This is a genomic window from Yeosuana sp., from assembly GCF_057126245.1.
Map to the genome: position 1 here is coordinate 1 of NZ_DBNGMQ010000051.1, position 4,598 is coordinate 4,598.

The 4,598-nt window shown below is 33.0% G+C and carries 2 protein-coding genes and 2 pseudogenes; 1 reads left to right on the plus strand and 3 read right to left on the minus strand.

Features of this window, described 5'->3' with window-relative positions; translation table 11 throughout:
• From AC15TD_RS06170 to AC15TD_RS06180, 3 genes and pseudogenes are all read right to left on the minus strand, one after another.
• A pseudogene (locus AC15TD_RS06170) lies at positions 1–1,361 on the minus strand (hypothetical protein); the annotation flags it as partial.
• 3 nt (positions 1,362–1,364) lie between these two features.
• Positions 1,365–2,252: an ABC transporter ATP-binding protein gene (locus AC15TD_RS06175; RefSeq protein WP_484451262.1), complete on the minus strand. Its 888-nt coding sequence runs from the start codon at positions 2,250–2,252 to the stop codon at positions 1,365–1,367.
• A 55-nt stretch (positions 2,253–2,307) separates the two neighbouring features.
• Positions 2,308–3,846: a serine hydrolase gene (locus AC15TD_RS06180; RefSeq protein ID WP_484451263.1), complete on the minus strand. Its 1,539-nt coding sequence runs from the start codon at positions 3,844–3,846 to the stop codon at positions 2,308–2,310.
• A gap of 210 nt (positions 3,847–4,056) precedes the next feature.
• Here AC15TD_RS06180 and AC15TD_RS06185 point away from each other — a divergent pair.
• Positions 4,057–4,598: pseudogene (locus tag AC15TD_RS06185) on the plus strand (hypothetical protein); the annotation flags it as partial.

Here is a 4,598-nt window from a genome sequence, read left to right on the forward strand (position 1 = left end):
CCGTTATGGTAAAATAAAGCCGCATATAAACTAAATTCAAAGTTTGTATACCCCAAACCAATCTGAAATACCATACACATTAAAATTCCAGAAGTCATTAAAATAATGGGTAACACTAACAGAGCACCGAATTTTGATAAAAAGAAAACCCAATTTTTAACTGGAGTCGCATCAATAATAAGGTTAAAATTTAGGCTGCGCTCTTTCCAAACTATTTCTGAACTATAGAATACAATTAAAATCAGACTAAAAATGGTTAATGGCCTCACAATTAATTCTATCAATTGATTTGTGAAAGGATATACGCTGACGCCATATTCACCGCCACTTATAACGGTAGAATATAATTCTGAAAACAAAATAAACAACCACATTAATAGAACTGCTACAAAAGGTAAGCTTCTGAAAACGCTTTTCAACTCCACCTTTAACAAGGCTAAGAATGCAAGACTTTGAGCTTTAAGATTGTAAAATGCCTTTATTGGTCTATAGACCTTTACCTGTAGTTTGTTTATTTTATATTTCGGTGCTTTCTTTACTTTTTTAGTGATTTTTCGGAACGAAAACAGCCTAAAGGTTACTAAAAGAAATCCAAAGGAAACCACGATCCAAATGAGACGATTCTTTAGAAATAATCCAGTAAAAGAAAGAAATTGTGTATTCTTTTGAAAAGGCGTCCAATATTGTGTTTGTTCAAAAAAGGCGGCGATTCCGAATGGATCTGCAAGGGCTGCAAGAGCCATGCTTTCTGGAGAAGCCGGAACTGCTTGTGCCATTAATGGCGAATTTAAAAAGATGGAACTCACAAAATATAACATGTAAATAAATACGGCACTGACATAGGTTGCCGTGCTATTTTTAGTTAATGTGCTCGTAGAGAATATTATTGTGGAGCAGATAAAAATGTTCGGAATTACGATATACAACCATGGTTGTAAGTACGTCATTAACTGAAAATCCGCAACTCTTTCTGGATCTAAATTAGACGTGTTAATTCCCAAAAAATATCCAATAAGAAAAGGCGAAAATGCAAGAACACTAAAAATGAATGTTCCCAGAAAACGACTCCAAAAGTAGTGGCTCTTTTTTATTGAAGAACTATAAATTAAACTCTCCGTATTGTATTGTTTGTCTCTAAGCATAGCGCTTATTGCAAAAAACATTGTTATAAATACACTCCCTAACGTAAGAATACTTGTTTGAAAATACACCTGATATGCAGCGTTAAAATTAACCCCTGTAGGAGCAAAACCTTGTCTTCCAATAAATACGCCCAAGACCAAAAACAAGATTGCAAATACGGGAAATGCACGTTGTTTTAATTGATAATAAACTTCGAATTGAATTAGCTTTTTAAACATAACTTAGGCGCTTTTAATTGCTTGATTAAACACTGTTGCGAAATAAAAATCTTCTAAATTTGGTGTTATCATTTCAAAACCTTCCTCAGGTTTTTGTTCTGATAATACGCGAATTTGAGTTTCTCCAGAAACGAGCTTTGTAGAGATGATATCAAAAGCTTTGTTAAAACTATCAATATCTGTTTTCGGGATGATTTTTGTCCATATTTTGCCTTCGATCGAAGCAACTAGTTCTTTTGGATTGCCTTCTGAAATGATTTCACCATTAGCAAGTATGGCCATTTTGGGACATAAATTCCTAACATCTTCTACAATATGAGTTGAAAGAATTACAATTACATTTTCCCCAATCTCGCTCAATAAGTTTAAGAAACGGTTGCTCTCTTCTGGATCCAATCCAGCTGTTGGTTCATCTACAATTATTAATTGTGGATTTGCTAATAATGCTTGTGCGATGCCAAAACGCTGGCGCATCCCACCAGAAAATGTGTACACTGATTTTTTACGATGCTGATATAGATTTACTTGTTGCAATAATGCGGTTACTTGTGCTTTACGCTCTTTTTTATTAATAATACCTTTTAAAATAGCCAAGTGATTCAGTAATTTTTTAGCAGAAATTTTAGGATACACGCCAAACTCTTGAGGTAAATAGCCTAGATTTTCGCGAACATATTGTGGTGATGCAATAATATCTACACCATTGAATGATATATTTCCGGAAGATGGTTCTTGTAAAGAAGCTATGGTGCGCATTAGTGATGATTTCCCTGCTCCGTTGGCTCCTAATAAACCAAACATCCCATTGGTTATTTCTAAATTGATTCCATTTAATGCCTTGACACCGTTAGGATATATTTTTGTCAGATTTTCTATGGTCAATGTATTCATGATTTTTACTTTTTGATTGATGTGTTTAAATATTTATAAGTATGAGATGCTTTAATTAATTTGTGGGTTCTGTTTTAAAAGGTACTCTATTAAAAACAATAGGATCTAATCTTCGCTCTAACTCTATTTTTAAACCAAATATCTCACCTTCAAAATTTGTCATAAAATTTATACTCCTGTCTTGATATTTTGACTCAACTATATTATCAATAACATTATAAGTTTCAAATACGTTAGGGTGAACCGGGTTCAACCACAACGTTTTTGAAGGGAGTTTAACAAACAAAGAATCATTTTCTTTAACCACTTTAAAAGTCCCATAACCTTTATGTGTGTAGGTTCCTGTATATTGTTCTAAAGCACGAACAGACTTAATAGATTCGATAGTTTTCGCTTCTTGCACTTTGGTTTGTTGTTGAGCATATTTTTCTAAAAATGCCATCCAGTCTTCCGTTTCAGGAGTATCTAATAATATATCTACAACTATATTTCTGAGAACTTGAGGGAGTGCTGATCGGTTTTGATTTGTTAAAATTACAATTCCCAAATCGTCAGCAGGAAACAAAGAAACATCAGCAGTAAACCCATCAATACCACCACCATGATCTGCACGATAATGTCCTTTATAAGCTTTTGCAAACCATCCGTAGCCATAATTATTCATAAACGTACCTGTATCAGATTTTTTAGGTAATTTACCCGTAACAACCATTTGTGAGCCAGTAGCTGCTTTAATATAAGTACTTGGCAATATTTGTTTATCATTGTACTTTCCGTTATTTAACCAAGTAATCATCCATTTTGACATATCAGTAACCGAACTATTTATAGCTCCTGCTGGTTCTATAGCTGTAAGATCAAAGTAATCGATTTTTGTATTGATGCCGTCTTCAATAACATAACCAATAGCTGCTTGATTATTGTTTTTTAAAGCATTGATAGTTGTGTTAGAATTTGTCATTTCTAGTGGTTTAAACAAGCTTTGGTCAATGTTTTGCCCCCAACTTTTTTCGGTTAAGCGTTCTACAATAGCACCTTGTAGCATATACATCAAGTTATTGTATCTCCATTTTGACCTCACAGGAGCTACGGGTTCTAGAAATTTTATACGTGTTATTAATTCATCCTTTGACTCGGGGGTGAAAAACTTCCAAGTCGCATCATGCCTCGGCAATCCAGTACCGTGCGTCATTAAATCTTTAAGGGTTATTTGTGCATTCATTTCTGAATTAAAAAATTGTAATTCAGGAATGTATGTTCTTGGAGATTCATTTAAATTTACTTTGCCTTGGTCTTCTAAAATTCCAATTAGTGAGGCTGTAAATGCTTTAGTAACAGAACCAATAGGAAATACTGTGTTTGTTGTAACTGGTAATTTGTTTTCAAGGTCACGATAACCAAACCCCTTAGCATACACCATTTTGTCACCTTTTACAATGGCAATAGCAAATCCTGCTGCTTTACTTTTTTCTAGTACAGTAGTAAGCTCTTTATCTACTCCTTTAATTTTTTCTAGAAATAAAGTATCCTTGTTTTGCGCGAATGCATTTCCTAAACAAAGTACTAGTAACGCAATACTAATTATTTTTCTCATGATTTTATATTTAAATTGATTATGAAACAAATATCACATCAAAGCCTGATTATAAAAACAATAGATGATGAACCAAAGACTAATTACTACACATATAACTTTAAATGAATCAAACAATGGTTTAACTAAAAAAAAGTGTTGTTGGTTGTGATTTTAACTGTGTTTATCAATAATGTTGTGAGAATCCACTAACAATAGTAATTTTGACCCATGATTCAGCTATTAAAAAAATACAAAGCCTTTTTATTTGGGTTTATTATTATTGTACCGATTTTCTATTTGTTAGATTATTTTGGTCTTATTATTCTCCCAAAAGAAAGGACCTACGAAATTGTTATTTACGCTATCATTTGGGGATTCGCAATTGCTTTACCAATTTATCATTTTAAAAAGAATAGGAGAACAGTAATTAAAGCACTTAGCTTATTTGCACTCGTTTTTTTAGCATTGGTTATCGACTCTTACATGAAGATGCCTGATAATCCGATTACGCTGATTCTAATCCTTGGGTTTTGGCTAGGTTTTGCCTATGTATTAAGTCCTTCTTTTATAAAAAAATATTGGAAGCTAATAGTGTTTTTTTACGGTCCCTTGTTTTTATACTTCTTATACTTGAGGTTGTTTTCTGGGGATTTAGATGCTTATTTTGCAATTAAAGAAAGTTTCCCTTTAGTCGTCCTTTTTATACCGTTGCCAGTTTTATTCTTATTATGGGTTTTTGAGCAGTGGAAATGGATTCAAAATTTAAAAGC

Coding starts and splice junctions, on each gene's coding strand:
- AC15TD_RS06175 (WP_484451262.1), bottom strand. CDS start 2,252: ATGAATACATTGACCATAGAAAATCTGACAAAAATATATCCTAACGGT.
- AC15TD_RS06180 (WP_484451263.1), bottom strand. CDS start 3,846: ATGAGAAAAATAATTAGTATTGCGTTACTAGTACTTTGTTTAGGAAAT.